The sequence below is a fragment of the Candidatus Methylomicrobium oryzae genome (assembly GCF_016745425.1).
GTDB lineage: Bacteria > Pseudomonadota > Gammaproteobacteria > Methylococcales > Methylomonadaceae > Methylomicrobium > Methylomicrobium oryzae.
Window position 1 is genome coordinate 18647 of sequence record NZ_JAERVK010000010.1, and the last position, 23161, is coordinate 41807.

General features: G+C 54.4%; 24 protein-coding genes. 10 read left to right on the forward strand and 14 right to left on the reverse strand.

What is annotated here, in order from left to right:
- The 3 genes from JJL52_RS12100 to JJL52_RS12110 are packed head-to-tail and all read left to right on the forward strand — an operon-like array spanning position 1 to position 4638.
- Positions 1-1539, forward strand: a complete 1539-nt coding sequence (locus JJL52_RS12100; protein ID WP_202052679.1) for a nickel-dependent hydrogenase large subunit — start codon at positions 1-3, stop codon at positions 1537-1539.
- Position 1540: 1 nt separating this feature from the next.
- Positions 1541-1993, forward strand: coding sequence for a hydrogenase maturation protease (locus JJL52_RS12105; RefSeq protein ID WP_202052680.1), 453 nt, complete (start codon positions 1541-1543; stop codon positions 1991-1993).
- Complete coding sequence (locus tag JJL52_RS12110) at positions 1990-4638, forward strand: EAL domain-containing protein (protein WP_202052681.1); 2649 nt, start codon at positions 1990-1992, stop codon at positions 4636-4638. The genes JJL52_RS12105 and JJL52_RS12110 overlap by 4 nt, the downstream gene beginning before the upstream one ends.
- On the opposite strand, the gene hypA is transcribed toward JJL52_RS12110, so the two are convergent.
- Entirely contained in the window at positions 4624-4965 is a 342-nt protein-coding gene (gene hypA, locus JJL52_RS12115; RefSeq protein ID WP_202052682.1) for a hydrogenase maturation nickel metallochaperone HypA, read from the reverse strand. The genes JJL52_RS12110 and hypA overlap by 15 nt on opposite strands.
- A 135-nt stretch (positions 4966-5100) precedes the next feature.
- On the reverse strand, positions 5101-5400 hold the full coding sequence (locus JJL52_RS12120) for a DUF1244 domain-containing protein (protein WP_202052683.1): 300 nt from the start codon (positions 5398-5400) through the stop codon (positions 5101-5103).
- A gap of 389 nt (positions 5401-5789) precedes the next feature.
- On the opposite strand from JJL52_RS12120, the gene JJL52_RS12125 reads away from it, so the two are divergent.
- The 4 genes from JJL52_RS12125 to JJL52_RS12140 are packed head-to-tail and all read left to right on the forward strand — an operon-like array spanning position 5790 to position 7999.
- Positions 5790-6326 carry a septation protein A gene (locus JJL52_RS12125; protein ID WP_202052684.1) on the forward strand — a complete coding sequence of 179 codons (537 nt, stop codon included), beginning with the start codon at positions 5790-5792 and terminating at the stop codon, positions 6324-6326.
- 3 nt (positions 6327-6329) lie between these two features.
- Positions 6330-6632: a YciI family protein gene (locus JJL52_RS12130; protein ID WP_202052685.1), complete on the forward strand. Its 303-nt coding sequence runs from the start codon at positions 6330-6332 to the stop codon at positions 6630-6632.
- Complete coding sequence (locus JJL52_RS12135) at positions 6629-6901, forward strand: BolA family protein (protein ID WP_005373422.1); 273 nt, start codon at positions 6629-6631, stop codon at positions 6899-6901. Before JJL52_RS12130 ends, JJL52_RS12135 begins: the two co-directional genes overlap by 4 nt.
- 3 nt (positions 6902-6904) lie before the next feature.
- Complete coding sequence (locus JJL52_RS12140) at positions 6905-7999, forward strand: peptidylprolyl isomerase (RefSeq protein ID WP_202052686.1); 1095 nt, start codon at positions 6905-6907, stop codon at positions 7997-7999.
- A 98-nt stretch (positions 8000-8097) separates the two neighbouring features.
- Here the strand turns inward: JJL52_RS12140 and JJL52_RS12145 are convergent, their stop codons facing one another.
- From JJL52_RS12145 to JJL52_RS12160, 4 genes are all read right to left on the reverse strand, one after another.
- The gene (locus JJL52_RS12145) at positions 8098-9090 is read right to left on the reverse strand and encodes a YIP1 family protein (RefSeq protein ID WP_202052687.1); all 993 of its coding nucleotides are present in this window, start codon (positions 9088-9090) and stop codon (positions 8098-8100) included.
- Between the two features lie 465 nt (positions 9091-9555).
- Positions 9556-10359 carry a 16S rRNA (adenine(1518)-N(6)/adenine(1519)-N(6))-dimethyltransferase RsmA gene (rsmA, locus tag JJL52_RS12150; RefSeq protein WP_202052688.1) on the reverse strand — a complete coding sequence of 268 codons (804 nt, stop codon included), beginning with the start codon at positions 10357-10359 and terminating at the stop codon, positions 9556-9558.
- Positions 10360-11364, reverse strand: a complete 1005-nt coding sequence (gene pdxA, locus JJL52_RS12155; protein ID WP_202052689.1) for a 4-hydroxythreonine-4-phosphate dehydrogenase PdxA — start codon at positions 11362-11364, stop codon at positions 10360-10362.
- 128 nt (positions 11365-11492) lie between these two features.
- Positions 11493-12668 carry an NnrS family protein gene (locus tag JJL52_RS12160; protein WP_202052690.1) on the reverse strand — a complete coding sequence of 392 codons (1176 nt, stop codon included), beginning with the start codon at positions 12666-12668 and terminating at the stop codon, positions 11493-11495.
- A gap of 188 nt (positions 12669-12856) precedes the next feature.
- Between JJL52_RS12160 and JJL52_RS12165 the strand changes: the two genes are divergently transcribed.
- Positions 12857-13417: a thioredoxin family protein gene (locus JJL52_RS12165; RefSeq protein ID WP_202052691.1), complete on the forward strand. Its 561-nt coding sequence runs from the start codon at positions 12857-12859 to the stop codon at positions 13415-13417.
- Positions 13418-13544: 127 nt separating this feature from the next.
- Here JJL52_RS12165 and JJL52_RS12170 read toward each other — a convergent pair whose 3' ends face one another.
- The 8 genes from JJL52_RS12170 to JJL52_RS12205 form a co-directional block, all read right to left on the reverse strand.
- The gene (locus JJL52_RS12170) at positions 13545-14435 is read right to left on the reverse strand and encodes a carbon-nitrogen hydrolase (RefSeq protein WP_202052692.1); all 891 of its coding nucleotides are present in this window, start codon (positions 14433-14435) and stop codon (positions 13545-13547) included.
- Between the two features lie 230 nt (positions 14436-14665).
- Complete coding sequence (locus JJL52_RS12175) at positions 14666-15007, reverse strand: hypothetical protein (protein WP_202052693.1); 342 nt, start codon at positions 15005-15007, stop codon at positions 14666-14668.
- 99 nt (positions 15008-15106) lie between these two features.
- Positions 15107-15841, reverse strand: a complete 735-nt coding sequence (locus JJL52_RS12180; RefSeq protein WP_202052694.1) for a DUF5765 domain-containing protein — start codon at positions 15839-15841, stop codon at positions 15107-15109.
- Between the two features lie 160 nt (positions 15842-16001).
- Complete coding sequence (locus JJL52_RS12185) at positions 16002-16328, reverse strand: hypothetical protein (RefSeq protein ID WP_202052695.1); 327 nt, start codon at positions 16326-16328, stop codon at positions 16002-16004.
- A gap of 95 nt (positions 16329-16423) precedes the next feature.
- Positions 16424-17143 (reverse strand): rhomboid family intramembrane serine protease, encoded by a 720-nt coding sequence (locus tag JJL52_RS12190; protein ID WP_202052696.1) that lies wholly within the window; start codon positions 17141-17143, stop codon positions 16424-16426.
- 175 nt (positions 17144-17318) lie between these two features.
- On the reverse strand, positions 17319-17534 hold the full coding sequence (locus JJL52_RS12195; protein ID WP_202052697.1) for a DUF2905 domain-containing protein: 216 nt from the start codon (positions 17532-17534) through the stop codon (positions 17319-17321).
- Positions 17535-17709: 175 nt separating this feature from the next.
- The gene (locus tag JJL52_RS12200) at positions 17710-18282 is read right to left on the reverse strand and encodes a hypothetical protein (RefSeq protein ID WP_202052698.1); all 573 of its coding nucleotides are present in this window, start codon (positions 18280-18282) and stop codon (positions 17710-17712) included.
- A gap of 143 nt (positions 18283-18425) precedes the next feature.
- Positions 18426-19940 (reverse strand): phenylacetate--CoA ligase family protein, encoded by a 1515-nt coding sequence (locus tag JJL52_RS12205; RefSeq protein ID WP_202052699.1) that lies wholly within the window; start codon positions 19938-19940, stop codon positions 18426-18428.
- 227 nt (positions 19941-20167) lie between these two features.
- Between JJL52_RS12205 and JJL52_RS12210 the strand changes: the two genes are divergently transcribed.
- Together JJL52_RS12210 and hemN are read left to right on the forward strand one after the other, a co-directional pair.
- Positions 20168-21625, forward strand: a complete 1458-nt coding sequence (locus tag JJL52_RS12210) for a diguanylate cyclase (protein WP_202052700.1) — start codon at positions 20168-20170, stop codon at positions 21623-21625.
- A 145-nt stretch (positions 21626-21770) separates the two neighbouring features.
- On the forward strand, positions 21771-23153 hold the full coding sequence (gene hemN, locus JJL52_RS12215) for an oxygen-independent coproporphyrinogen III oxidase (RefSeq protein WP_202052701.1): 1383 nt from the start codon (positions 21771-21773) through the stop codon (positions 23151-23153).
- The last annotated feature ends 8 nt before the right edge of the window (positions 23154-23161 follow it).

A 23161-nucleotide genomic window follows, 5' to 3' on the forward strand; every position in this document is an offset into this window, starting at 1 on the left:
ATGTCGAAAAAAATCGTCCAAATCGACATGAACCGCGTCGAGGGGGATGTAGACTTCCAACTCGAACTGGAGGATAACCGGATTGTCGACGCACGCTGTGTCGGTTCCCTCTACAGAGGATTCGAACAGATTCTCCTGGGCCGTAAACCCATGGACGCTTTGGTCATTACTCCGCGTATCTGCGGTATTTGCGGCACTGCGCAATTGAATGCCGCCGTGCTCGCGCTGGAGCATCTCGCCCGCCTGCCGGTTCCGCCTGCCGCCATTCGCATCCGCAATTTGTGCCTGATGGCCGAGACGGTGCAAAGCGACCTTAGGCAATCCTTTTTGTTTTTCACCGCCGATTTTTGTCATCCCAAATATTGTGGATTATCGCTTTACGACAAGGCGCGGGCGGCATTCTTACCGTTTCAGGGAGAAATTTACCGCGGCGCTTTGGAGTATTCGCGTCATATACTGGAAATCATCGCCCTGTTCGGCGGTCAATGGCCGCATTCCTCTTACATGGTGCCGGGCGGCGTGACGACGCCGGCAAACAGCCGCCACCTCATCGACAGCTTGTCGCTGCTCAACAAGGTGACGCGGTGGTTCGAGAAGTCTGTGATCGGGATGCCCCTGGACGACTGGCTGGCGCTCCAATCCGTCGATGAATTTTTCGACTGGCTGGAGGCGAAAGAAGCCCATGCCGACAGTGCCATAGGATTGCTGACCCGGATGAGCCGCGAGATCGGCCTGCACCGCTTGGGTTGCGGAACCCCCCACATGATCAGTTATGGGGCTTACGACGATCCGGAAGATGCGGAAAATTTCTCTCCTCACCGCAAACGCTTGTTTAAAGCCGGTTTCCTGAATGGCGATACGGGGAGTATCGAACCGTTCGATCAGAGCGAAATCACCGAACATGTGCGTTATTCCTGGTTTCTTCCCTATCCGGGCGGACGCCATCCGTTTCAGGGACAGACCGTCCCCGATTATCAGCCCCATTCCGACCGCTATACCTGGTGCAAGGCGCCGCGCTATCGGGACAAGGTCGTGCAGACCGGGCCCCTGGCCGATGCGCTGATCGACGGCGAACCCCTGATTCATGCACTCTATCGGGCCGAAGGCGGCAATGCCTGGCTGCGCCAGTTCGCCCGCCTGCACCGTACGGGGCGGCTGCTCCAGGCAATGTCGCAACTATTGCACGAGCTGGCCGCGCATCCCGGTGCTCCGCATATCTTTCCGCCTGCCGACAAAGAAATTCCCGACGGCGAAGGCTTCGGACTCGTTACCGCCGCACGCGGCGCGCTGGGGCATTGGCTGCAGGTCAAGGACGGCGTCATCAGCCGTTATCAGGTCATCACGCCGACAGCTTGGAATGCTTCGCCGAAAGACAGCGAAGGACGGCACGGGCATTGGGAAAGCAGTTTGATCGGTTTGACGGTCGAGGATTCGGACGATCCTGTAGAGATCGGCCATATCATCCGCTCCCACGATCCCTGCCTGGTCTGTACCGTGCATCTTCTCGACACGGGCAAGCGTCTCACCGTATGGCCTTAAAATGAGCATGTGCCATATTGTTTGCTTCGGTAACGAATTGCACGGAGACGACGGATTCGGCATTCGCGTTTACGAGGCGCTGTGCCGTCAGGTTTGGCCGAACGATGTGAAGGTGTTCAACGCCGGTGTCGCCGGGCTCAATGCGCTCCGCTTTCTGGAAGATTGCAGCCGGGCGATTTTGGTCGATGCTTTAGCCAATTTCGGGAGCCCGGGCCAAGTTTATGTATTAAAACCCGAAGATCTGGCTGAAGGAAGTCAGGATCTGAGCGGTCACGGCCTAGGAATTCCCTACTTACTGGAGGCGCTTAATACGATCCGGAAACCTTTGCCGGATTTTCTAATTGTGGGTGTTGAAATAGAAAGCGTCAGACCGTTCTTTATTGGTTTATCGGAGAAAACCGAGCGCGCCGTCATTGAAACGGTGCAGTTGATACGGGGACTTGTTATCGTATGAGTCCTCATAGTCCGAAATTGTCAATTATTCCCGTTCAATCGGCCTCTTTTATCTCTTCGGCCGATCCGCCGCGCTGGACGGGGCGAATCCAGTTGCCGGGCAATCGGCATGTCGTCGATATTCTGATTTTCGAGATTCTCGGCGAGTTCAAGGCCTTTCCCGCTTTCTGCCCCCATCAAGGCGTCAATCTGACGCACTGCCCATTGGTCAGCGAAAGAATGCTGGTCTGCCCCGGCCACCAACTGTGCATTGAAGCGCTGAATGACACGCACAGCTATCACGTGGAAAAAGTCGAGGGCAGATTCGTGGTGATCCTGATCGAAGAAGGTCCCATCGATCAAAACGCCCCGATTTTCGGCGACCAGCATTCCTTGGCGCTGGAACGGATGCGCGAAGAGATCGAACAACTGCGGATGGCCAATTTGAAGCAGGAGAGGCAAATTCTTGTCATCACCCGCAGCATGGATGCCATGCTCAGCGAATCGGAGCAGCAAAAGCAGAAATTCAAGGAAAGGGCAGAGCAGGAGAAAGCGTTTGCACGCTTCGTCAACCGCATTCTGGATACCATGGACGATCTGGTGTTTTTCTTTGATAAAAAAGGCCGAATTCGCCGGATCAATACAGCCGTGGAGCGCGAGCTAGGGTTTACCGAGGCCGATTTGGCGGCGAGCTGCATCGACGATTTGCTGCCTGCCGCCGATCGCCGTCATCTTGCCGATTGTCTCCCCATACTGCCATGGTCGGTGCATTCGGTCGTGATGGAAACCATTCGGCTGAACGGCTGTTACAGCGGCGAACACGGACTGTTGAGCAAACATCTCGATAATACCCAAGCGGTCTATTGGCTAAAAAGCAGTGTATTGCATTCGGAACAAGGAAAATTGGAAGGCGCCGTCATTACCGCGCTGAATATTACCGAGCTGAAAGCGCGGGAAATGCGTCTACGGCTGAGCAGCAAAGTATTCGACAAATGCAGCGAAGCGATTTTTATCACCGATCCCCAAGGCACCATTCAGGAGGTGAATGACGCGTTCTGCGAGATTACCGGTTATGAGCGGGCCGAGGTCCTGGGTCAGAATACTCGCCTGCTGAAATCGAACATGCATGATCAGGCATTTTACAAACAGCTGTGGCAATCCTTATTAAATCACGGATACTGGAGAGGCGAAATCTGGGATCGCCGAAAAAACGGTGAATTATGCCCGATGCTTGCGAGCATCAACGCCGTTTATGACGACCAGAACCAGCTCATGCATTATGTGGCGGTTTGCGCCGATATCAGCCAGCAAAAACAGACAGAGCAGCAACTTCAGCAGCTTGCCTATTACGATGCCCTGACTCAGCTTCCCAACCGGGCCTTATTCAAGGACAGGCTGGAGCATGAAATTCGGGTGGCTCAGCGCAGCCATACCCGTCTGGCGGTTTTTTTTCTTGATCTTGACCATTTCAAAAACGTTAACGATACGCTCGGGCACTGGGTAGGCGATTATCTGCTGAAAATTATCGCCAGCCGGATACAACGCTGCCTGAGGGAGTCGGATACGATCTCGCGTTTGGGGGGAGATGAGTTCACCATCATTCTTCCCGGCCTGATAGGAATCGCCGATTCGACAGAGCTGGCCCAGCGTTTGAACGACGAGGTGCAAAAGCCGATAGAGATTGCCGAACATGCCATACATGTCAGCACCAGCATCGGTATTGCCGTGTTTCCGGATGACGGCAATGATTTCCATACTTTGACCAAGCATGCGGATACCGCCATGTACGCTTCCAAAGCCAAAGGACGCGGACAATTTCAATATTTCGAAGCGGGTATGAATGAAGCGGCGCACCAAAGATTGCTATTGGAGAATGCGCTGAGGCTGGCGATCGAGCAGGAAGATTTTCAGCTGCATTACCAGCTTAAGGTGGGAGGCTCCCTTGAACGTATTGCCGGTGCGGAAGCATTAATTCGCTGGAAACGGCCCGGTTTCGGAATGATGCCTCCGGATCGTTTTATTTCTGTTGCAGAGGAAACGGGACTGATTATTCCGCTGGGGGCCTGGATACTTAGAATGGCCTGCCTTCAAGCCAAAGCATGGAAAGACAAAATTGCGGGGTTCAGGATTGCTGTCAATCTCTCTCCGCGGCAATTGCTGGATGACGACTTTATTTCGATTCTGGACCGCATACTGACAGAAACCGGAACGAGTCCCGAATGGATCGAGCTGGAAGTCACCGAGAGCCTGATCATGCATGACATCGATAAGGCGTGCGAACGATTATGCCAAATCCGCAACCGCGGCATTCGCATCGCGATGGACGATTTCGGGACGGGTTATTCGTCTTTGTCCTATTTGCAAAAATTGCCTCTCCAAGTGCTCAAAATAGACCGCTCGTTCGTTCAGGCCTATACCGGCGACCCGACTTCGAGCGAGGCGATATTCATCAAAACCATCATCGCTTTAGGGCATAGCCTGAATATGACGGTGGTTGCCGAAGGGGTGGAAAACGAATCCCAATTGGCTGTGCTTAAAGCACACGGCTGCGACGAGTTTCAAGGTTACTATTTCTCGCCCCCGCTTCCGGCGGATGAGTTCGAAAGGCTCTGGCTTGATCCGAATAAACACCCGATGGCTTTCTCGGAGTCTTTAAATAACGATTAGGTCCTTGATTTTCATGTCGATCCCTTGGACAAGTTCAACACGCAGGCTGCCGCAATGCGTGCAGGGGCTGTAGAGCGATTCCATTTCCGAGCGTTCGCCGCACTGCCGGCAAATCCCCGCGCCCTGGATTTCCAAAATCACCAGCTCGGCATTTTCCGCCAGCGAATCTTTCATGACGGTATCGAAACAGAATCGAAGGGCGGCCGTTTCTACGCAGGCTAACCGGCCTATTTCCAAGGTGACTTGGGTGACCTTGCTGAATTTGTGTTCCAGCGCTTGCTCTTCGAGCGTTTCCCGCACGCTCCATAGGAGGGACAGTTCGTGCATAACGGATGCTGTGGCCTGCTTCGGCGATTTTAACCGAGCAGGCCAAGGTATAACCTAAAAACCAAAATGCCTGGCGCAGGCGTTTCGAGGTGCTGCTCGGCCGAAATTTCTGCGAGCGATTCGGAGAAACGGATGTCAGGTTTTTTGCTTCTGTTTCAGTTCGTATGCCGCCAACTGTTCAGGCGTCGCCTCTTTCTGGTATTTTTCGCGCCATTCCGGATAAGGCATGCCGTAGACTATTCGGCGCGCTTGCTCGTAATCGACCGATTCGCCGCGTTCCTGGGCGGCTGCCGCGTACCACTTGGCCAGGCAGTTTCGGCAAAAGTCCGCCAGAATCATCAGATCGATATTCTGCGCTTCGGTGTGCTGTTGAAAATGGTCGAGCAGGCGCCTGAAAACGGCAGCTTCGATTTCTGTCTGAGTTTGTTTGTCCATGAGTGTTCCCGCATAATCCGCTTCCCATTTTATCAGAAGCAAAAGCCGAATGATGTACATTTGACGGAGTCATCATTATAATACCAGCCCAATTCCTGATGGACTGAACAGTCCACTTCAACGGAACCTGCAAGTTCCTGCTTCAACAGCACAGGTTGCTGCGGCGGCTTACGCTGTTTTAACTATTTTCCGGCAGCGGATACGACTACAAAAAGCCGAAGCTGAGGGAACCGTTTTACACCGGCGAGAATCCATCCTGAGACCGGGCTTGAATTTCTCAGTAGCGCCCCCATTACAAAACCATTGGAGGCTTGTCCGGAGATGGACGAATCATCAGAGATTACCCACAATAACAACTATCATATCGCGCCCTCCATCGCATCAGACGCATGAATCCGATACTCGAATTTTTTCCGATCGTTTTATTTTTCATTGCCTATAAGTTTTACGATATTTATGTCGCGACCGGCGTCGTGATTGTCGCGACGATTCTCCAGGTTGCCTACAGCTGGTTCAAGACCCGCAAGGTCAGCACGATGCAGTTGATAACCTTAGGCTTAATCCTAGTGATGGGCGGTGCGACGATCATCCTGCAAAACGAGCAATTCATCAAATGGAAACTGTCAATCGTCGAGTGGCTGTTCGGCCTGGTGTTTCTCGGCAGTCAGTTTATCGGCAAAAAGCCGGTGATCGAACGGATGCTGTCGGCCAATTTGACCTTGCCCGATGCGGTCTGGCGGCGCCTGAACACATTGTGGGCGTTCTTCTTCCTCGGCATCGGTTTCGTCAATGTGTATGTGATGTACCATTACAGCACCGACGATTGGGTGATTTTCAAGACCTTCGTGGTGCCCGGATTGATGGTCGTCTTTCTGCTCGGCCAAGTCGCACTGATTTATAAACATTTGCCGGAAACCGAGGAATAAACCGTGCTATACGCGATCATCAGCGAAGACGTGGAAAACAGCCTGGCCAAAAGAGCCGCTGCCCGTCCGAGACACTTGCAGAGGCTGCAGGCGCTTCAGGATGCGGGACGGCTCGTGCTGGCGGGCCCGCATCCTGCCATCGATACCGAGAACCCCGGGGACGCAGGCTTCACCGGCAGCCTCGTTGTCGCCGAATTCCCCAGTCTTGAAGAGGCCCGGCAGTGGGCCGACAGCGATCCCTATATCGAAGCCGGCGTTTACGCCAGGGTTACCGTCAAACCGTTCAAGAAGGTTTTTCCTCAATGACAGCGCAATTAATCAAACGACTGCTCACCGAAGCTCTCCACCCCGAAAAGCTAGAAATCATCGATAACAGCGCCGCCCATGCCGGACACGCGGGCAATCAGGGCGGCGGTCACTATCACGTCACAATCGTTTCGCCGCTGTTCGAAGGCAAGTCGCTGGTGCAACGGCACCAGCTGGTTTACAAGGCGCTCGGCGATCTGATGAAGCAACAAATTCATGCCTTAGGCATCAATGCTCTTACCCCCTCAGAAGAAACCAAAGGAAATTAATCGATGAATAAAAAAATCATCCCATTGCTTGTTGCAGGCGCCGGACTGGTCGCCGGCTGTCAACCCCAATCCGGCGACAGCACCGGTACGTCATCTGCACCGGTTACGGAGATCGTCAAAAAAGAAGACGCGGTCGCTTCCGTCAACGGCAAATACATCAGCAAGGCACAGCTGGAAAATCTGGAAAAAGAAATTGCGGTGCGCGCGCACGGCGCCACTTTCCCGAAGGAAAAGCTGGTCGAGGAACTGATTCAGCGCGAATTGCTGGTGCAGGATGCGCTGCAAAAACAATTGGATAAATCGCCGGAATATCTGGAACAGCTTGAAGAAGCCAAAAAGTCGATCCTGACGCAGACGTCCCTGAAAAACTTCTTCAAGACCAACCCGGTTACCGATGCGGAAGTCAAGGCCGAGTACGACAGTAAGGTCGTCGCCGAAACCGGCACCGAATACAAGGCGCGCCATATTCTGGTGAAGACCGAAGAGGAAGCGAAAAAGATCATCGCCGAACTCGACAAAGGCGGCGATTTCGCGAAGCTGGCCAATAAGCATTCCATTGACGCGAAAGAGTCGCAAAACGGTGGCGATCTGGGCTGGTTTGGGGCCGATCAAATGGTGAAGCCTTTCTCCGAAGCGGTCGCCAAACTCGAAAAAGGCAAATACACCAAGGTGCCGGTGCAAACCCAGTTCGGCTGGCATGTGATTCTGCGCGAAGACTCGCGCGCGCAGACCCCGCCTCCGCTGGAAGCTGTAAAAGATCAATTGACGCCTTACCTGCAGCGTCAAAAATTCCAAAAAATGATCGAGGGGATGCGCCAGCAAGCTAAGGTCGAGATTCTGGTGCCGCTGACCGAAGAAAAACCGAAGGCTGAAGCAGCTGCGCCGGCTGCGGAACAAAAACCGGCGGCTGAAGGTGCTGCAGCGAAAGAAGCTGCGCCTGCGGAAGAGAAAGCGCCGGCAGCCGAAGCCGCTCCGACACCCGCCGAAAAACCGGCCGAGCCTGCCAAGGAAGAAGCGGCAAAACCTGCCGCCGAGCCGGCTAAGGAAGAAGCCAAGCCGGCTGAATCGGCACCGGTTCCAGCGCCCGAAAAGAAATAACTGGGATTATTTTCCCGATCCGCTCAAAGACGGGGCTAACGCCCCGTCATTTTTCCTACTCAGAGATAGTCCAGGTTTTCGCTCCGTTGTACCCGGATTTATCCTTCCAGATATTTTTTCAACTCGCCAGCAACCAAACTCTCTCTCATGGTTTCATAATGGCGGCGCAGCATCGAATCGGTCGGCCGCGGAGGCAGCGACAGGTGCGACTCGATTTTCGATTGCAATGCCGTTATGAAATGCCGCCGGAGCATCGAGTCTTGGGGAATTTTCGCCTGTTGGCTTTCCTGAGATGACGGCTTTGCCGTTTTGGGGACGGGCGTTTTCTTCGGTTGGAAAGAAATTGCCGACGTCTTGGCCTCCACTGTCGCATCGTAGTGACGCCGAAGCATCGAATCGGTGGGACGAACGGGCTCATAGGGTTTGGCCGCTGCGGCCAAATGCGTCATAAAATGCCGGCGCAGCATCGAATCCTGAGGAAATACATACGCCGGATCGGGTTTCGGATAAGGTGAAGGCTGAGTTTCCGCGATGGTTGCCGGCTCCGGTGCCGCGGGCGGTTGAGGTTCGAGGACTGGCCCCGGTTCATGGATGGCCGGTTCGTCAGCAACGAAAACTGTTTCTTTAACCGCGGGTGCCGGTGCTTGAGGCGCTGCTTCTTCAGGAGCCTTTTGGCGAAGTACGGGTTCTTGGCTGTGTTGTTCGGCTTGTTTAATGGTTTCGGCCGTTTCCTTTCCGGTTTTCCGGACGGCGCTCCAGACGACAATAGGCATGAGCGCCGCGATAAATGCCGAAACGCCTGCGGCTCCGGCTAAAACCGGCATTCCTCTGAGGAGGAGATACATCATCCAGAAAACGAACAGCGCGAACGCGGAGAAGCCGAAGATGAACTGTAGAATCAGGCTGAAAGGCGAGATCAGCCGTTTGTTCCGGGCCGGCGCCGCGTTATGTGCGATTGCGTCTAAAGACTCGCGGTGCTGCCTGCGCGCACGCCGCAAATCCATGGTTTGCAATAACGTAATGATTAGCAGGATCAGCACCCCGGCAACTGTGGTCTGAATTTCTATCGCGATCGAATCTAATACAGCCATAACTCCTCCTATTTTTATTATTAAAAATCGTCACCTTATTCGGCAATTTCTTGCCAAAAGCCCAGGATAATTCAGTTAGGCGAAATATTTTGCAACAAGAATGAGGTCGCAGGGTTTAATGGTTGGAATTTATCAGAAACCCAAACGATTTTCTAATAAATTCTTTCCGGTTGGCGAACAGCTCGTTCGGTCGCTGAAGTCAGTTTGGATGCAAAATTAGGCCGTCATTCGGCGCATTTTCCCCTTCATGACTGGGCGGCTGGTGAGCGGGTATCGGATTAAAGCAATCGCCCGGAGGGGATGGAAAAATCACGGACAAAAAAAATGCGGCCGGTCGGGGCCGCATTAGAGAAGGATATCTAACTCCGGATTCCGCTTGGGAATCATGCATCTCAAGGAGTTAGATATATTCTAGCCGGATTTGTCAATGTGAGAATGTGGCATATTGTCGCATCATTCTCGAGCCTATTCCTTTTCGGCAGGGCCTGAGCATTCGCTCAGCAGATTGCTCAATTTGGCGAAGTCCTGCAATGTCAGATTCTCGGCTCTCAGTTTCGGATCGATCGACAGCTTATCCAGATCACTGTCCGAAAGCAGATTTTTCAACGAGTTGCGCAGGGTCTTCCGGCGCTGTGAAAAGGCTTGCGTGACGATCAGGTTCAGCTTGTCGCTGCTGCCGATTTGAACCGGCGGCCGGCGATGCGGCGTCAAACGAACGATTGAGGACACCACTTTAGGCACCGGATCGAAACTTTCCGGGGGCACATCGAACAAGTGTTCGGTTTCGCAGTAATACTGCATCATTACGCTGAGCCGGCCGTATTGTTTGTTCCCCGGTTCTGCGCACAAGCGGTCGACGACTTCCTTTTGCAGCATGAAATGCATGTCTTCGATACAGTCCGCGCTGTTCAATAAATGGAACATCAGCGGCGTCGAAATATTGTAAGGAAGATTACCGATGATGCGCAGCCGTTCGCTCTGTTCGGACAGCGACGAAAAATCGAACTTCAACGCATCGGCGCTATGAATGTCGAGATGCGGCTGGCCCGCGAATTTTTTTTTCAATAAGGCGACGAGATCGCGGTCCAGTTCGATCACATCGAGGCATGCGCCGGCCTGAAGGAGCGGTTCGGTCAATGCTCCTTGGCCGGGGCCGATCTCGACCCAGTGCTGGCCGGAACGGATGCCGAGACAAGCGATGATATCCCGGATGACCGACGAGTCATGCAGAAAATTCTGCCCGAAGCGTTTACGTGCTATATGCGCCATTTATTGTATATGTCCTTGTGCCATCTGCGCGGCGGTTTGCAGAGCATAAAGCAGGCTGCCGGTCTCGGCCTTGCCGGTGCCGGCCAAATCCAACGCCGTGCCGTGGTCGACCGAGGTCCGGATGATCGGCAAGCCGAGAGTAATATTGACCGCCTGGCCGAAGCCCATATGCTTCAAGACCGGCAGTCCCTGATCGTGATACATCGCCAGCACCGCGTCCGCATCGGCAAGGTATTTCGAGGTGAACAGCGTATCGGCGGGCAGGGGGCCGTGCAGATTCATGCCCTGTAGCCTTAGGTTGACCAATACCGGTTCGATCACTTCGATTTCCTCGGTACCGAGGTGTCCGTTTTCGCCCGCATGCGGATTCAGGCCGCAGACCAGAATTTTGGGTCTATTGATGCCGAACCGGGTGCGCAAATCGCGGTCCAGCACGGAGAGGGTCTGGCGTAGGCGGCTGCGGGTGATCGCCTGGCTGACTTCGCTTAGCGGCAGGTGCGTGGTGACCAGGGCCACGCGCAAGCCGGGCGTCGCAAGCATCATTACCGGCGTGCCGCCCGTGACAGCCGCAATGTATTCGGTATGACCGGTAAAAGGATGGCCCGCATCGTTGATGATGCCTTTGTGTACCGGACCTGTCACCATTGCATCGAAAACGCCCTCCATACAGCCTTTGACCGCCTTGTTCAAGGTTTTCAGCACATAACGGCTGTTGGCCGGATTGAGCCGTCCGCACTGGGTGGGCGTATTCAGATTTACCGGCACGATCGACAATTCACCGTGCCGGTGCGGCGAAGGCGGCAAAGTGCCGTCAAAACGGTTCAGCTTAATTTCGATGCCCAAACGCTCCGCGCGTCCGAGTAAGAGTTCCTCGCTGCCGATCACGACCGCTTCGCAAGGCAAATCGTGCCGGGCGATTTGTATGCAAAGATCGGGGCCGATGCCTGCCGGTTCTCCCGGAGTCAAGGCAATCCGCGGCACGCGAGGAAGTGATGGCATGGGCATTGAGCTATTGGGCGTCGCAGGCTTCTTGTATGAAAAAGACTGCACCATAGTAGAACCGGATAGGGGAAAAAACCGGCGGTATCTCCTCTGTCGTTGGCGATAAACCGATGATTTGCGTCATGCGCCGGTTAACCCTTTAGCCCGTCGATGCGGGGGCTTGTCAGGATTGGGGAATAGACATACACGAACAGCGCAAAGGCGGCCAGCCAGAACAGCATCGATAAATAAACCAATGTGCCGTACCAGTCGGGCAGGGCGATCGGCAGCAATACGCGGATCAGGGCCGCAATATTCAGCAAAATGAAGCCGATTGCCATCGCGTTGGAAGCGCGCAGCGCCCGGCCGGTATGGCCGAGGGAAACCCGCGCCATCATGCCGAGTGTCAGTACGCCGATGCCGCCGACCGTAAAGGCATGTAATGACAGAGACGGCTGTACCAAGCCGTACGCCGACAGCGCGGTCAGTCCAAAGCCCAGAATGATCCAGCCGTAACCTGCATACAAGACCCATAGCAAGGGCACATACCAGATGCGTTGCACATACCAGCCCCAGACCCGCGCCAAATTGCACAGTACCGCGAGGCCCGACGCCACCGCCAGCAGCGTTCCGCCGACGCCGGCCAGCAGCAGGCCGTATACCAGTACCGCGCTGCCGACCGCGCCGTACTCATACAGATGATTCGTATCGACTCTGACGCCCGGCAAGCCGCGCTCGGTAAAAAACGGAAATACGCGGCCGGCAATGACCAAAATCAGCAGTACGATTGTCGCTACCGCCAGTTGCATGCCCAGCCAGGTCAGATCCGGGTGCGATGCGAGGATGCCCGTATGAATCAGGCCGTTGGCAAGGGTCAGTATTAAAAGAATAACGATAAAAACCAGATTCCGGTACTCGCGGGTGGCCAGGATCGGCTTCGCGACCTGGTACGCCAGCGCGGGCAAAAACGCAAAATCGATTACTGCGATCACCGGATCGGGTAAAAGTCCGGCATAAAACGGCACGATTCGTCCGTAGAGCCAGAGCAGACACAGAGCCGCCAAAGGGCTTCCGGTCAAGGTCCATCTTTCGGTCCAGGTTTTGACCGCCGTCAATAAAAAACCGGCAATCACCGCGGCCGAATAACCGAGCAGCATCTCGTGCGCATGCCAATTGACATTCCCGAAATAATTGGCTCCGCTCAGCTTGCCGTTATAGATCGCATTCCACAGCACGATCAGGAGCAGCGCCGAAAGCCCTGCCAGGGCAAAGAATGCCCTAAATCCCAAGGCGAAAAGCGGATAATCGAAAAGTTTGGGTGAGGTCATAAAATTAAGTGCTCCATCCGGTCCGGTTCGGCTCCATAAACCCTGCTATTATACGCAATTCTATGTTAAAAGGGTTTAGGGATTGACTTCCCGGCAATGCTTCTGCCCCGGCAAACGGCGGTTTTCCGGGGCGGCAGACCCTCTTACAATCGGAAGAATTTTAAAACGTTCAAAAGGAGGCTTTACCTATGGCGGAAACTTTATCCCAAATGATGCCGCTCGGCACTATTGCACCGGATTTTTCATTGCCCGATACGGTGACCGGCGCGACATTCGCTTTACAAGACCTGAAAGGCGAAAAAGGCACGATCGTGATGTTTATCTGCAACCATTGCCCTTACGTGCTGCATGTGAGGGAGCAATTGATCGCGATTGCGGAGGAATACAAAGATAAGGGCATCGCGACGATCGCAATCAGTTCGAACGACGTGCAAAAGTATCCGGAGGATGCGCCCGACAAGATGAAGACGATGATGGCTGCATGGGGACGGCCTTTTGCGGCCTATCTGTATGACGAAACCCAGGAAACCGCGAAAGCTTACCAGGCAGCCTGCACGCCCGACATTTATTTGTTCGATGCGAATTTAGCCTGCGTTTATCGCGGCCGGCTCGACGGCGCCACGCCGAAGAACGATGTGCCGGTGACCGGGTCGGATTTGCGCACCGCGCTCGACAACCTGCTGGCGGGCCGTCCGATCGATCCGCAGCAGATTCCGAGCATGGGCTGCAATATCAAATGGAAGACGTAGGGTGCGCTGTGCGTACCTTGCCGACTTAACGAAAGACCCGAAACCATCAGAAACGGTACGCGCAGCGTATCCTACGCAGATGAATAAGATGTACGGCGCGCACCTCTTTTAGAGGAAAGGCCCGGCCTTAATCGATAAAACGCCGGGTCAGGTCGCCGAACGCATCGATCCGGCGGTCGCGCAGGAACGGCCAGATCTGGCGGATGCGCTTGCTGCGCGCCGGATCGAGCGTGGCGCTCAGGACTTTGACTTCGCTCTCGTCCGCATTGTCCAGAATCTCGCCTTGCGGGCCCGCGATGAAACTGTTGCCCCAGAAATTGATCCCGGCGCCGGCTTCCTGATCGGGCGCCTGTTCGAAGCCGATCCGGTTGCAGGAAATCACCGGGATGCCATTGGCGACCGCATGCGCGCGCTGGACCGTGATCCAGGCGTTCAGCTGGCGCTGGTGTTCTTCCGGCGTGTCGTTAGGGTCCCAGCCGATCGCGGTCGGGTAGATCAGGATGTCCGCGCCGGCCAGCGCCATCAGCCGTGCGCCTTCCGGATACCATTGGTCCCAGCAGACCTGGACGCCCAGTTTGCCGATCGAGGTTTCGATCGGAGTAAAGCCGAGGTCGCCGGGCGTGAAGTAATACTTTTCGTAAAACCCCGGATCGTCCGGAATATGCATTTTCCGGTATTTGCCGGCGATCCGGCCATCCTTGTCGAACACGACGGCGGTGTTGTGGTACAGGCCGGGCGCTCTTTCTTCGAAAATTGTCGAGGCGATCACGATGTTTAGCTTTTTCGCGACGGCGGACAGTGTTTCGGTCGCAGGACCGGGAATCGGCTGGGCCAGGGCGAAGTGATTATAGTCTTCGTTCTGGCAGAAATAAGGTCCCAGATGCAGCTCGGGCAGGACCACCAGATCGGCTTTGGCCGCGGCGGCTTCATGAATTTTTTCGATCGAGAAGTCGAGATTGCTTTGCCTGTCCAGATGGCAGGGTTGTTGTACGGCAGTAGCGATGATCGGAGATTTCATAGACGATAAAAGTGAATTCGAGCCGGATATTTTATAACGGTTTGTATTTAAGGTGTGCAGTAGAGAGGCGGAACGAGATTTTGGTTCCGGCACTGCCTGGGGTAATTGATGAGGGCCCCGCTCCGGGAGGGAACCTGTTTGCCGCTCATGCAAGGTAGACGAGGGTTGGGTCAAAATCGCTTTTCAGACCTGCCATGTTTTGAAAATCCGGCAGGTCTGACATTATTCACTCAGCACATTTTATCCAAATGTTTGAACAGCATCACAATGATAGCGGCGGGAATGATCGCGGCGGTGATTTCCCAGTATCCCATTACGGCAAGTACGATTTGATTAGCGATCAATAGGATGATGTAAAACAAGGCCGCCCAGCGCCTCAACAGCCACAGGCCGGCGATGCAGATCAGGCTTAATACGACCGAAAACGAAAAATAGACGGGGTAGATCGCGCCGACCTGTTTGGACATCGGCGAGAAGACCAGATTGATCATTTGTATCGCATTGATAAGTCCGACCACGCAGATGGCGGTGATGACGGCCGGTTTTTCCGGATTCCAGCGTATCTCGTTCATAAATATCCTCAAGCGAATTGAAGAGAAGGTTTCATTACTGCGGAGGCATGCTCGCCGCGGTTGCCGAAGCCCCTGTTTGCAAATTGAGCGGGACGGCCATCAGGAAGTGCCGCGCAGATCGAATGCGGCCTGTGCCTCGATTGGACTCGGTGTGAAGTATTTTTTGAACAGCGGCATGAAGCTGCAAGTGATCGGAATCGAGTAAAAACAATAAATCGCGGCTGCTTCGCCGGTCGAAACGCCGAAGAGCCATTGCGGCACGAACAGGGTCAGCAGCGCCATCACGCCGTGATAGAGGCCGATGCGCCAGTTGTTGGGCCAGACGAAGGCGCTGAGCGCGAGTGCGAACAACGAGCCCCAGGTCACCAATAGGCCAAGCGCGCTCTGGATCGCATAGGCGATGTGGTAGGTGCCCATGTACAGACAGGAAATCATGTTGCCGATGAAGTTCGGCTCGATGTCGAACAATTGGATCTCTTTCGGCAGGAAACTGAACAGAATGAACGAGCCGCTCATCGCGGCGCCTGCGATCGTGGCGCGCTTCAGTGCGCCGGGATCGGTCGAATAGGTCGCCAGCGCCGGCATGATCGCGAAAGACTGCAGGGCGATATGGTAAGTCGACAGTTCGCTGAGCAGCTGATTGGTCCCGTAACCGCATTGCCCCGCGACCGGATAGGCGAAATACTGGATCAGTTCCATCAGCGAGAAATGGAAAATCGCGAAGGCCCGCGCGGCGCGCACCGGCAACGTTTCGCTTTTGTCCATGAACGTGATGCCCGACGCGGCGAAGCCGACGATGCCCAACCCCAATGACATATTTGCACTAAAACACATAACAATCCCAATTAATAGATAGTGAAAAAAACACACAGGCGAAAGGGCGGACGTGCACGGCGTCCGCTCGCGTGATATTGCTGCTTTATTGCGCCCAATAAAAAAGGCGTGGCGGACATCTCCGTCACGCCTTTTTATTCCCCGGGCACGGGGTGAAAAATTAGGCTTTCACCGAATCCGCGATGGCATTGAAGGCTTCGACCTTGGCTTTGCCGATCTTGACCAGGTCCACGCCGGTATCGATAATCATCGGGCACAGGCCCGGCGTCCGATAGACGATCAATCCCAGATAGGCCACGGCCGGAATCGCGATCGCCGCGCCGATGAAGCCATGCAATCCGACCAGACCGAACAGTTTGACCAGCAGGGTTACCGCATCCAGAGGCAGTAAAATCATCGCCCCGAAATAGGTAATGACTACAAAGGTGAACACGACGAACACCACAAACTGGAGCAACCTGACCAAGGCAACATTAATTTTTTTCATATAATTACGTAATTTCCTGATTCCAACTTAAATAAGCTTTAGTCAAAAAGAACCCGCACCTGAGACTGATGCTCTTTCCTTTTTTTAACCGGGGATTATATCTTAAAGCTGCCGGAATCTTCCATTTTTATTCCGTGCGGCGGTTTTTTAAGAAAAAACCGGTACAGCAGAAAGCCTGCGATAAAGCCGCCCAGATGCGCCCACCAGGCCATTTTGGCGGCACCGCCTTCGAATAAGATCGATGTGGTCGCTTCATTCAATTGATAGATGACCCAGAGGCCTAGAAAAGCGATTGCCGGCACGTGCACGACGACCGGCAGAAAAAAAATCGGCACCCAGAGGATGATGCGCGCCATTGGATAAAGAAAAAAATACGCGGCCAATACGCCCGCAATAGGACCTGAGGCGCCGACGACCGGGATCGCGAGGTAAGGATCGAAATACCATTGCAAGGCCGTCGCGACCAGGCCGCACAACAGATAAAACGCCAAAAACGACAGATGCCCCATTCTATCCTCGACATTATCGCCGAAAATCCACAGGAACCACATATTGATGATCAGATGGAACCAGCTTCCGTGCAGGAACTGGTTGGTCAGAAACGAAAGATAAGCATCGAACGGCAGCCCCACACGGCTCGCCCACTCCGGATTCGAATAACGCAGCGGCACCATCCCGAAACGGGTGATCAGGGGATTGCTGACTTCATAAGGTAAAAATTGCATTCCGACAAAAATGCTGGTGCAGACTGCGATCAGTCCCCAGGTGATTACGGGACGGGTATTGCAAGGCGCGGTATCTCGGATGGGAATCATAGTGCTTGCTCCGTGTTTGCTGCTGATGAATCATATAGTAATTCAAATGGCTCCTGAGGAGGCAAGAAAGTTCCGGTTTGACGGGAACGGATAAAGCAGACGGCCATGCCTTTGAATACGCGGTTTTTCGGGACGTACCGCGGCCGCAGGCCGTAGTGTAGGGCTGCGTGAAGGCTTATTTGCGGAAGAACAGATTGGCCAGCAGCGTGAAGAGCAGGCTGATTACGATCATCGATGTGATCGGAATGAAAATGGACTTTTTGTCGTCCTGGATATGAATGTCGCCCGGCAATTTGCCGAACCAGCTGAAAAGGCCGGGCAGATAGGTCAGGATAAGTCCGATGATGGCGATCGCGATACCGAGAATCGTCAATAATTTTCCAATCGACATCGAAAACCTCCAGGTAAATCGGGGGTGGAATAAATGGCTCGACAAAGAAAACAGCCAGCGGAAGAGAGCCGGCTGTTTTTTGTAGAAAAGTAAGCGTTATCTTACTTCAACACCTGCTTGAGTCGAATCTCGATCCTCCTGTATGCCGCTTCCGGGCAGGCAACAGCTCTTTCCGTTAGCCTTTATCGGCCACGGTCACGCACAGGTTGGCCGGTTTTTGCTGGGCATCCAGTACCGGTTTTAACGTAAACGAAACGATCGTATCGACACCCGCATCCCCTAAATCCTTGACCGGAACGTTTTCGACCGAAATCTTGCTGCCTTTAACCTTCCACGGGTAATCGGCGTCGAAGGCGGCATTTTTGCCCGAATTTTCCAGGTCCACTTCGAAGTTGGCGCCCGCGCAGGCGGCGGTCGGCTCTTTCAAATCAAGGACATGGGTGTGAAAGCCGTTCGTAGGATCTTCGTGCGAACTGTCGTCGATCGGCAAATGGGTTACCAACACCAGCAGGTTATTGGCGTTGTCGGTCAGCGCCGCATAGCCGAAGGCACCGGATTTGCCGTCGACCGGAATCGGTTTTGCGGTCTGGATGTCCATCGTCAGCGTTTTTTTGTCGCCTTTTCCGGCGACTTTGACCGTAGAACTCCAGATCGATAGGTAACCTTCGGTTTCGGCTATCGCCGCGCCGCTTGCCAAAGATAAACCGGCTGCCGCCGACAGCAGGGTGAGGATTTTGCGCAATTTCATAAAAGGCCTCCGTCAGTAATTAAATATCGAATCGATATTATAATCGGCGCTGCCCAGAATTCAACCTTTTTGCCTTGCCGGTTAGACAAGTCTCGGGCGATCGGTTCTTCGATTTCCCGCATGGCACTGCGGAGATAAAGGCTTCAAGTAGGCGTCTGGCGGCGTGTATAGCGGTGTTTGACGCCGACAGGAAAATATTCCGGATCGCCGAACGGCCTGAGCTCGATCCGGGGTATCTGCTTGGGCGGCGGCACATAGTTGGCGAACTCGCTGTTCAGCCTGAGTAACTGCGCACGCACCGAGGACGCAGCGGCCTCTTCGATACCGGCATCGGCCGTGACGCCGGGCAGGAGTTCGACCGCGATGCACAGAAATTCGGAGCCGCTCCGGTCGTTTTTGGCCTCCATTACGAATTTGCCGCTGACCCGGTCCGCCAATTCCGGTTGCTCCAGGCCCACCACTACGTTTTCCGGGTAGATATTGGCTCCGTAAAAGGACACGGTGAAATCGGCACGGCCGAATACCCAAACAAAGGGCAGGGGGAAGGCTTCGCCTTCGAAGCCGTAATCCTCGAGCGCAGCCAGACCCCGCGCCTGAAGAAAAGCGATCAGATCGTCATGGCCGATCAGTCCGCCCCGGTCGGCAATGTGGTAGCGGATCAGCGGCACGCCGTTATCACCGGTTATCGCCAGGGTATTTCCTTCGATCAGCTCGAAGTAGCGGCTGACCGGATCGTATTGAACCAGGGTCGGCAGACGCGACTCGCCAAACAGTTCGCGGGCGACATCCGGGTGCGCGGACAGAAAGCGCCGGATCGCGATGCTGAGCGGGGTCTCGTTGCCGAGCACGCCGCCGTCCGCGGTGCCGTAGAGCGAGGCGGAGTCATGGCAGGGTGAGATTGACCCGACCCGCTGCAGCATCAGGCTGCGCCATTCTTCGCTGAACACTTCGCCGGCGAAGACGAACTTGATGTGGAACGCGGGCCAGTCGAGTCCTTGGGCCGCGCCGGTATCGATCACATCCTTCACGAAGGGCGGATAGCCGAGCAGCACGGTCTGCTCGAAAAAAGGGCCCAATTCGCGTACCACGCGCAGGATTTCGTCCGGCTTGTTGCCCGGGGTGGCGACGGTCAACGGATAGCCTTTCTGCGCCAGATGCCAGCAGCATGAAGCCGTAAACAGGCCGCCCACCCAATTGCCGAGCGGGAAGCAGACGACAGCCAGCGTAGCGCGCCGGTCGGCGCGGAAGCTGTGGCGAAACACATGTTCGAAGCGCAAAGCGATGTCCAGTTCGTCCGTCATTGCGCGCGGCCAGAAGGTCGGAATCCCGGTTGATCCCGAAGATACCGCGAGCCGGTCGCAGGCGGTGAGCCGGCCGCCTTTGCAGCGGGACGGCAGCGGAAATTTCTGCATGTAACCGGTTTTGGTCAGCAGCGGCAAGCTTGTAAAGCCTTCGCCGTCTGCGATCGAGTCCGGATCGATGCCCCGGTCTTGGAGAAATTGCCGGTAAGCCGGTACCTCGGCAGCGGCCGCCTTGAACAGTTGCAGCGCATGAAAAGACGGGTCGGCGGTCATGCGCTGCCGCAAAATCGTTTCGAGCGGTGTGGCGAAAAAGGTCGATAGCCGTTCGATGACGAGGGCGGGACGGTCGGTGTTCATGAAGTTCTCCTGATTCATAGCGGAAAGAGTCATTGGGACATCGATTCCGGTACTTCCGAAATTGCCCTTTATTTTGGCGAAAAAATCAGATTTACGCAGCCAAAATGCATTATTCATGGAAAATTTGCTGGCTTAAAGGTTAAGCGGCTGTGGCCGAAAACTAGGAAAATCGATATACTGCGTTTGGGTCGTAGTAATAATTTAAGTTAAGGGACCAGTTTCAAAAAATGCTGATCAACTTGCTGGTTCTGGTTCTGATTTTTTCAGCGTCGTTGTCCGCCTGGGGAACCGAGCGTTTTGCGCCTCAAAACGGCATTCTTCAGTTGCCGCTGAATATAAGTGAAATGAAGTACCTGAGCCGGATTGACCATATCAGGATCTGCATCGATCCGGACTGGATGCCCTACGATTTTATTGATCAACGCGGTGAATATATCGGGATCAATGCGGATTTTCATAAAATTTTTGCCGAACGGATAGGTAAGGAGATTCGCTTGGTGAAAACCGAAGACTGGAGGCAGTCGCTCGATTTCGTACGGCAAAGAAAATGCGATATCTTGTCCAGCGCAACCCCGACCGCCGAACGCCGGGAATTTCTGGACTTTACCCATCCATTCAACGATTATCCGATCGTGGTCGCCACACGCAGCGATCGTTTGTTCATTACGGATTTTAATGCGTTGCCGGAAACAACGTTTGTGACTGTAAAGGGGTTTGCGGCACTGGATCTGCTTAAGCAAAAATACCCGAAGCTGCGAATCATCGAAGCCGATGATGCTCGGGAAGGGCTCGAATGGGTCGCCGACGGCAAGGTGTACGGATATCTCGATACGGTCGCAACGATCGGCTACCAAAGCCAGAAACACGGCATATTGAATGTCAAGATTGCCGGGGTTACGGATGTGCATTATACGATGTCGGTCGCGGTTAGAAACGATCAGCGCTTGCTGCTGAGCATTTTCGACAAGGCGGTGGACTCGTTGAGCGAAGCGGAGAAATTGACGATTTTGAACAAGTGGATTTCGATTACCTATGAAAACAGGGCCGATTACCGTTTGTTCGGTTATGTCCTGGTCGGCTTAGGTGTTCCGCTGTTGCTTTTGCTTTTAAGGGAGTTAGTCGTCAGAAAATACAGGATGAAGCTGCAGGCTTTGAATAAAGAGCTTGAGCAATTGTCGAACACCGACGCGCTCACCGGCATCGCCAATCGACGATTGTTGAATCATGCGCTTGAGAAAGAGATCGCTCGGGCTCGGCGCTACCATTCGACATTTTCGGCGATCATGTTCGATGTCGACCACTTTAAGGCGATCAATGATAATTTCGGCCACCACTCCGGGGATCATGTCCTGAAAGCGATCGCCGACCTGGCCAGTGCGACGATCCGGGCAAATGATCTGGCCGGGCGGTGGGGCGGCGAAGAATTCCTGATCTTGTGTCCTGAAACGGATCAATACGGCGCGCTGCAATTAGCCGAAACGGTTCGGCAAAAGATTCAATCGCACGATTTCGGTATTCCGCTTAGGATTACGGCCAGCCTCGGCATCGCGGAATACCGCGAAAGCCTGTCTCTGGAAGAGTTGGTCAAAACCGTCGATACGGCGCTCTATGACGCGAAAAAAGCCGGCCGCAATCAGGTTAAAGCCGCTCCGTGTCCGTCCCTGAAAGAGGTTTGTCCCTTGTGACCGAGCCGGCAGCGCCTCGGCTGTGGGGCGCCGGCGGTCGTTTTTTTCATGGTTTGCTTGCGGTCGTGGACGTTTGCTCGCCACTGCGTCTACAATAAGCTTATTTTTAGAGTGTTTATTCCTTGCCGGGCCCATTTTCTTTTCCATGGATCAATCAATCATTTTCGACCTGAACCTGATCAACCGCTACGATAAGGCAGGGCCGCGTTATACTTCTTACCCGACCGCACTCGAACTGCACGAAGGGTTCACCGATACCGATTACCGCTGGCATATCGCCAAATCGAACCGGGCGGGCGGCCCTTTATCCTTGTATTTTCATCTGCCGTTTTGCGATACGGTCTGCTTTTATTGCGCCTGCAACAAGATCGTGACCAAAAATCGCGGGCATGCGGCGCCGTATCTGGAGAATCTCTGCAAGGAGATCGCGATGCAGGGTGCTTTATTCGATAAAGGCCGGATCGTCAATCAACTGCACTGGGGCGGGGGAACCCCGACTTTTTTGAGCGACGACCAGATGCAGCGGCTGATGGGCGCCACGCGCGCCCATTTCACGTTGCGGGACGACGACCGCGGCGAATATTCGATCGAGATCGACCCCCGGGAAACGCATGAGGGCACCATCGAACGGCTTCGCGAGTTGGGTTTCAACCGGATCAGCCTGGGCGTGCAGGATTTCGATCCGAAAGTGCAGCAGGCGGTGAACCGGCTGCAAAGCGAAGAGCAGACGTTCAGCGTGATGGAAGCTGCGCGCAGGCACGGCTTCCGTTCGACCAATATCGATCTGATCTACGGCCTGCCGTTGCAAACGGTCGAAACTTTTTCCGAAACGCTTGACAAGATTCTGGCCGCGCAGCCGGACCGGTTGTCGGTGTTCAATTATGCGCACCTGCCGGTGCGATTTAAAATCCAGCGCCAAATCAATGAAGCCGACTTGCCGACCCCGGACGTGAAGCTGGCGATCCTGCAGATGGTCGGCTTGCGGCTGACCGAGGCAGGCTATGTGTATATCGGCATGGACCATTTTGCAAGGCCCGACGACGAACTCGCGATTGCGCAGCGCGAAGGTAAACTGTACCGTAATTTTCAGGGTTATTCCACGCATTCGGATTGCGACCTGGTCGGGTTCGGGATTACGTCGATCGGCCGGGTGGGAGATGCGTATATCCAGAACGTGAAAGACCTCGAAACCTACGACAAATTGATCCGCCATCATAAACTGCCGGTGTTCAAAGGCGTCGATCTCGATCAGGACGACAAATTGCGCCGGGCGGTAATTACCCAATTGATCTGTCATTTCGAATTGAACTTCGCGGCGATCGAAAAAGAATTTGCGATCGATTTCGCCGACTATTTCGCTCGCGAAATCGAAGTTTTGAAGCCGATGCAGGCCGACGGCTTATTGGCGCTGTCGGCCGAAGGGATTGCGGTCTCTCCGGCGGGCCGTTTGCTGATCCGCAATATCTGCATGGTGTTCGACCGCTATCTGGCGCAGAAAACCCGGCAGCAGTTTTCGAAAGTTATTTAAAAAGCAAG

What these genes read in the sequence shown, in the direction of transcription:
- JJL52_RS12100 (WP_202052679.1), top strand. Translation starts at nt 1, where the DNA reads ATGTCGAAAAAAATCGTCCAAATCGACATGAACCGCGTCGAGGGGGAT.
- JJL52_RS12105 (WP_202052680.1), top strand. Translation starts at nt 1,541, where the DNA reads ATGAGCATGTGCCATATTGTTTGCTTCGGTAACGAATTGCACGGAGAC.
- JJL52_RS12110 (WP_202052681.1), top strand. Translation starts at nt 1,990, where the DNA reads ATGAGTCCTCATAGTCCGAAATTGTCAATTATTCCCGTTCAATCGGCC.
- hypA (WP_202052682.1), bottom strand. Translation starts at nt 4,965, where the DNA reads ATGCACGAACTGTCCCTCCTATGGAGCGTGCGGGAAACGCTCGAAGAG.
- JJL52_RS12120 (WP_202052683.1), bottom strand. Translation starts at nt 5,400, where the DNA reads ATGGACAAACAAACTCAGACAGAAATCGAAGCTGCCGTTTTCAGGCGC.
- JJL52_RS12125 (WP_202052684.1), top strand. Translation starts at nt 5,790, where the DNA reads ATGAATCCGATACTCGAATTTTTTCCGATCGTTTTATTTTTCATTGCC.
- JJL52_RS12135 (WP_005373422.1), top strand. Translation starts at nt 6,629, where the DNA reads ATGACAGCGCAATTAATCAAACGACTGCTCACCGAAGCTCTCCACCCC.
- JJL52_RS12140 (WP_202052686.1), top strand. Translation starts at nt 6,905, where the DNA reads ATGAATAAAAAAATCATCCCATTGCTTGTTGCAGGCGCCGGACTGGTC.
- JJL52_RS12145 (WP_202052687.1), bottom strand. Translation starts at nt 9,090, where the DNA reads ATGGCTGTATTAGATTCGATCGCGATAGAAATTCAGACCACAGTTGCC.
- rsmA (WP_202052688.1), bottom strand. Translation starts at nt 10,359, where the DNA reads ATGGCGCATATAGCACGTAAACGCTTCGGGCAGAATTTTCTGCATGAC.
- pdxA (WP_202052689.1), bottom strand. Translation starts at nt 11,364, where the DNA reads ATGCCCATGCCATCACTTCCTCGCGTGCCGCGGATTGCCTTGACTCCG.
- JJL52_RS12160 (WP_202052690.1), bottom strand. Translation starts at nt 12,668, where the DNA reads ATGACCTCACCCAAACTTTTCGATTATCCGCTTTTCGCCTTGGGATTT.
- JJL52_RS12165 (WP_202052691.1), top strand. Translation starts at nt 12,857, where the DNA reads ATGGCGGAAACTTTATCCCAAATGATGCCGCTCGGCACTATTGCACCG.
- JJL52_RS12170 (WP_202052692.1), bottom strand. Translation starts at nt 14,435, where the DNA reads ATGAAATCTCCGATCATCGCTACTGCCGTACAACAACCCTGCCATCTG.
- JJL52_RS12175 (WP_202052693.1), bottom strand. Translation starts at nt 15,007, where the DNA reads ATGAACGAGATACGCTGGAATCCGGAAAAACCGGCCGTCATCACCGCC.
- JJL52_RS12180 (WP_202052694.1), bottom strand. Translation starts at nt 15,841, where the DNA reads ATGTGTTTTAGTGCAAATATGTCATTGGGGTTGGGCATCGTCGGCTTC.
- JJL52_RS12185 (WP_202052695.1), bottom strand. Translation starts at nt 16,328, where the DNA reads ATGAAAAAAATTAATGTTGCCTTGGTCAGGTTGCTCCAGTTTGTGGTG.
- JJL52_RS12190 (WP_202052696.1), bottom strand. Translation starts at nt 17,143, where the DNA reads ATGATTCCCATCCGAGATACCGCGCCTTGCAATACCCGTCCCGTAATC.
- JJL52_RS12195 (WP_202052697.1), bottom strand. Translation starts at nt 17,534, where the DNA reads ATGTCGATTGGAAAATTATTGACGATTCTCGGTATCGCGATCGCCATC.
- JJL52_RS12200 (WP_202052698.1), bottom strand. Translation starts at nt 18,282, where the DNA reads ATGAAATTGCGCAAAATCCTCACCCTGCTGTCGGCGGCAGCCGGTTTA.
- JJL52_RS12205 (WP_202052699.1), bottom strand. Translation starts at nt 19,940, where the DNA reads ATGAACACCGACCGTCCCGCCCTCGTCATCGAACGGCTATCGACCTTT.
- JJL52_RS12210 (WP_202052700.1), top strand. Translation starts at nt 20,168, where the DNA reads ATGCTGATCAACTTGCTGGTTCTGGTTCTGATTTTTTCAGCGTCGTTG.
- hemN (WP_202052701.1), top strand. Translation starts at nt 21,771, where the DNA reads ATGGATCAATCAATCATTTTCGACCTGAACCTGATCAACCGCTACGAT.